1 protein-coding gene is annotated in these 5,074 nt (G+C 74.7%); it reads left to right on the top strand.

Annotated elements, in window-relative coordinates:
• Positions 1 to 47: 47 nt before the first annotated feature.
• The coding region (locus E1298_RS43920; RefSeq protein ID WP_243726215.1) for a type I polyketide synthase at positions 48 to 5,074 on the top strand (5,027 nt) is incomplete at its 3' end.

Here is a 5,074-nt window from a genome sequence, read left to right as displayed (position 1 = left end):
CGTTGGCGGCGGTGTGGGAGTCGTTGGGTGTGGTGCCGGATGCGGTGGTGGGGCATTCGCAGGGAGAGATCGCAGCGGCGTGCGTGGCGGGGGCGCTGTCGCTAGAGGACGCCGCGCGGGTCGTGGTGGGCCGGAGCCGAGTGATCGCGTCGCGCCTGTCGGGTCGTGGGGCGATGGCGTCGGTGGCGTTGCCGGAAGACCAGGTGGTTGGGCGGTTGGTGCCGGGGGTGGAGATCGCGGTGGTGAATGGCCCGTCGTCGGTGGTGGTGGCGGGGGTGCCGGAGGCGTTGGACGAGGTGGTGGCCGGGTGCGAGGCCGACGGGGTCCGCGTCCGCCGGATCGCCGTCGACTACGCCTCGCACACCTCACAGGTAGAGGCCATCCAGGACGAGCTGGCGGAGGTACTGGCCGAGATCCGTCCGGAGCCGGGCCGCGTGCCGTTCTATTCGACGACCGAGAACGCCTGGCTGCCGGGCGAGGCTCTCGACGCCGGGTACTGGTACCGGAATCTGCGGCAGCCGGTGCGGTTCGGGGCGGCGGTGGAGGCGCTGGCCGGGCAGGGCCACCGGGTCTTCGTGGAGTCCAGTTCTCACCCGGTCCTGACCAGCAACATCGAGGAAGTTCTAGACACGACCGGAGGCGTCGTGGCCGGGACACTGCGCCGCGACGACGGCGACCTGGACCGGGTATACGCCTCGGCCGCACAACTGTGGACCGCCGGAGTACCTGTCGACTGGACGACGGCATTCCACGGCACCACATCGCGCCGCGTCCCGCTCCCCACCTACGCCTTCCAGCGCGAGAGGTACTGGCTGGAGCCCTCCGGATCCGGACATCCGCTGGTCGGCACGGTCGTCGAGCTGTCCGACACCGGCGGCGTCGTGCTCACCGGCAAGCTCCAGAAGGACGTCGACCCCACCGCCGCCTTGCTCGACCTGGTACTGCTCGCGGGCGATGAGATCGGCCGGGACTCGGTGCGCCGGCTCGTCATCGAGGCGCCGCCGGACGGCGACGCGCAGATCCAGGTGATCGTGGCGGGTGAGCCGGACGCGGAGGGGCGCCACGAGGTCACCGTGCACGCGCGCAGCGGCGACGGTGCGGGCCCGTGGAGCCGGCACGCCCACGGCGTCCTGGAGGCGGGGAGCACGACGGAACCACACACCGATCTGGACGTGTGGCCTCCCCCGGGAGCGACCGAGACCGAGCTTGACGACGATGACCCGAACGTCCGGGGCGTGTGGACGCGAAACGGTGAGGTCTTCGCGGAGGTGGCGGTCGAAGAGGAGCGCGCGCGGCGGTTCGGCCTGCATCCCGCGCTGCTCGCCTCCGCGCTCCGCGTGATCGGCCGGGGCCGCTCGCCGGTCGTCTTCGAGCGGGTCGACCTGCACGCCTCGGGGGCCTCGGTGCTCCGCGTCGCCGCGGACGAGGACCTGGCCGTCACGCTCGCCGATCCTTCCGGACGGCCGGTGGCGACGATCGGAGCCGTCGAAGTGCGTGCGGCGTCCGGTGCGAAGGCCCCGATGTACGGGATCGACTGGACGCCGTTCACCCCGCCCGCCGCCGCCACGGAGAAGCCGGACGCCCAGGTGGCCCGGATCCCGGCGGGCGGGCGGCCACGCGAGGTGACGGCGGCCGCGCTGGAGACCGTCCAGCGTTGGCTGGCCGATCCGGCGACGGCGGAATCCCGCCTGGTCGTCGTGACCCACGGCGCGGTGGCGGTGCGCGACGCGTCCGAGGTCCAGGACCTCGGCGCCGCCGCGGTCTGGGGCCTGCTGCGCTCGGCCCAGGCCGAGCACCCGGGCCGGCTGGCGATCGTCGACGTCGAGCGGCCGGACGACCCGCCGCCGCAGGAGGCGATGCGGTCCGGCGAACCGCAGATCGCCGTCCGGGACGGGCGGCTCTACGCGCCCAGGCTGGCCGCCGTCACGGCGGAGCCGGTCCCGGCGGCCGAGCTCGACCCCGCCGGAACCGTCCTGATCACCGGCGGGACCGGCACGCTCGGCGCGCGCGTGGCGCGGCACCTGGTGACCCAACACGGCGCCCGGCACCTGCTGCTGTGCAGCCGCCGCGGCGAGGCCGCGCCCGGCGCCGCCGCCCTGGTGCACGAGCTGGCCGGGCTCGGCGCCGAGGTCACCGTCGCGGCCTGCGACGTGGGTGACCGCGCGGCCCTGGCCGAACTGCTGGCCGCCGTCCCGCCCGCCCGTCCGCTCACCGGAGTGATCCACACCGCCGGTGCGCTGGACGACGGGGTGATCTCCGCCCTCACCCCCGAGCGGATGGCCGCCGTCCACGCGCCCAAGGCCGACGCGGCCCTGAACCTGCACGAGCTCACGGCAGGCGCGGAACTGGCGTTCTTCGTGCTGTTCTCGTCGGCCGCCGGGGTGCTCGGCAACGCGGGGCAGGGCAACTACGCCGCCGCCAACGCGTTTCTCGACGGGCTGGCGCAGCGCCGCCACGCCGCGGGGCTGCCCGGCGTGTCCCTGGCCTGGGGATGGTGGGCCGAGACCAGCGAGCTGACCGCCGACCTGGACGAGGTCGCCGCCGCACGGCACCGGCGTCAGGGCGTCGTGCCCATGTCCACCGAGACCGGGCTGGAGTTGTTCGACGCCGCGCTCGGCTCCGGCCGCCCGGTCCTGGTCCCCGTCGCGCTGGACCTGCCCAGCCTGCGCGACCGCGCCGAGTCCGAGTCCGAGCCTGTGCCGCCGCTGCTCCGCGGCCTGGTGAGGACGAAGCGCAAGAGGCGGGCCGCGCTCGCTCCGGCCGCTGCGGACGGCTCGGCGGATGGCCTGGCGGGACGGCTCGCGCGGCTGTCGGAGGCCGAGCAGACGCGTCTGCTCGTGGACCTGGTGCGCGGAGAGGCGGCGGCCGTCCTCGGGCACACCGGCCCGGACGCCGTGTCCCCGAACCGGGCGTTCAAGGAGACCGGGTTCGACTCGCTGACCGCCGTCGAACTGCGCAACCGACTGAACACCGCCACCGGGCGGCGGCTCTCCGCCACCCTCGTCTTCGACCACCCCACGCCCGTGTCCCTCGCCGAGCATCTGCGGGGGGAACTCGCCGGGAATGGGACGGAGACCGCCGCGCCGCCCGTGCGAGCGGCCGCTGCCGCCTCCCCCGACGACGACGATCCGATCGCGATCGTCGCCGTGGGGTGCCGCTATCCCGGCGGCGCCGAGGACCCCGACGGGTTCTGGCGGCTCGTCCGCGACGGCGTGGACGCCATGACGGACCTACCGGAGGACCGGGGCTGGGACCTGGGCGCCTTCGACGAGGACGCCGACCGTCCCGGCACCTACTACGTGCGCAAGGGCTCGTTCGTGGACGCCGCCGGGTTCGACGCGGAGTTCTTCGGGATCTCGCCGTGGGAGGCGATCGCGATGGACCCGCAGCAGCGCCTGCTGCTGGAGGTGACCTGGGAACTCCTCGAACGGGCGGGCATCGATCCGGGGTCGTTGCGGGGCTCCGATGTCGGGGTGTTCACCGGGCTCATCCACCACGACTACACCAAGCTGCTGTCCCCGCCGCCCCCGGAGTTGGAGGGGTACCGGCTCACCGGGACCGCGGGCAGCGTCGCGTCCGGCCGCGTCGCCTACACGCTCGGCCTGCGCGGCCCGGCGATCACCGTGGACACCGCGTGCTCGTCGTCGCTGGTCGCGCTGCACCTGGCCGCCCGGGCGCTGCGCGCCGGGGAGTGCGGCATGGCGATCGTCGGCGGCGCGACGGTGATGTCCACGATGGACAACTACATCGACTTCTCCCGGCAGCGCGGCCTCGCCCCCGACGGCCGCGCGAAGGCGTTCGCGGCGGCCGCGGACGGCACCGCCTGGTCCGAGGGCGCCGGGCTGCTCCTGCTGGAGCGGCTGTCGGACGCGCGGCGCGCGGGCCGTGAGGTGCTGGCGGTGATCCGGGGCTCGGCGGTGAACCAGGACGGGGCGTCCAACGGCCTGACCGCGCCGAACGGCCCCGCCCAGCGGCAGGTGATCGTGAACGCGCTGGCGGACGCGAACCTGTCGGCCTCGGACGTCGACGCCGTGGAGGGCCACGGGACCGGGACGACGCTGGGGGATCCGATCGAGGCGCGGGCCCTGGTGGCGACCTACGGCCAGGGCCGTCCCGCCGACCGGCCGCTGTGGCTCGGCTCGATCAAGTCGAACATCGGGCACAGCCAGGCGGCGGGCGGCGTCGCGGGCGTGATCAAGATGGTGCTGGCGATGCGGCACGGCGTCCTTCCCCCGACGCTCCACGTCGACGCGCCCTCCCCCGAGGTCGACTGGTCGGCGGGGCACGTGCGGCTGCTGACCGAGGCGCGCCGCTGGGAGGCCGGCGGCGGGCGTCCCCGGCGGGCGGGCGTCTCGGCCTTCGGCGTGAGCGGCACCAACGCGCACGTGATCCTGGAGGAGGCCCCGCCCGCGGACGAGGCCCCTCCGGCGGAGGAGCTCGCCGTCAGTGAGACGCAGGCGGAGCCCCCGGTGCTTCCGCTGGTGGTCTCCGCCGGGTCGGCGCGGGGCCTGCGCGGCCAGGCGGAGCGGCTCGCCGCGCACCTGGCCGCCGGGACGTCACCGGCCGACACCGCCTTCTCCCTGGTCACCACGCGAGCCCAGCTCACCCACCGGGCCGTGGTGGTGGGACGTTCCCGGGACGAACTGCTCGCCGGTCTGGCCGCGCTGCGCGACGACCGTCCCGCGCCCGCGCTGGTGGACGGCGTCGCGGGCAACCGCGCGGACGGCAGGTCTGTGCTGGTTTTCCCGGGGCAGGGGGCGCAGTGGGCGGGGATGGGTGCGGCGTTGTTGTCGTCGTCTCCGGTGTTCGCGGCGCGGTTGGGGGAGTGCGCGGCGGTTTTGGATGGTCTGGTGGATTGGTCGTTGCTTGACGTCTTGCGCGATGAGGGCGGCGTTCTGCTGGGTCGGGTGGATGTGGTGCAGCCGGTGTCGTGGGCGGTGATGGTGGCGTTGGCGGCGGTGTGGGAGTCGTTGGGTGTGGTGCCGGATGCGGTGGTGGGGCATTCGCAGGGGGAGATTGCAGCGGCGTGCGTGGCGGGGGCGCTGTCGCTAGAGGACGCCGCGCGGGTCGTGGT

The sequence above is a fragment of the Actinomadura rubrisoli genome (genome assembly GCF_004349215.1).
Classification (GTDB): Bacteria; Actinomycetota; Actinomycetes; order Streptosporangiales; family Streptosporangiaceae; genus Spirillospora; species Spirillospora rubrisoli.
This window is presented reverse-complemented; position numbering and strand designations above follow the sequence as displayed.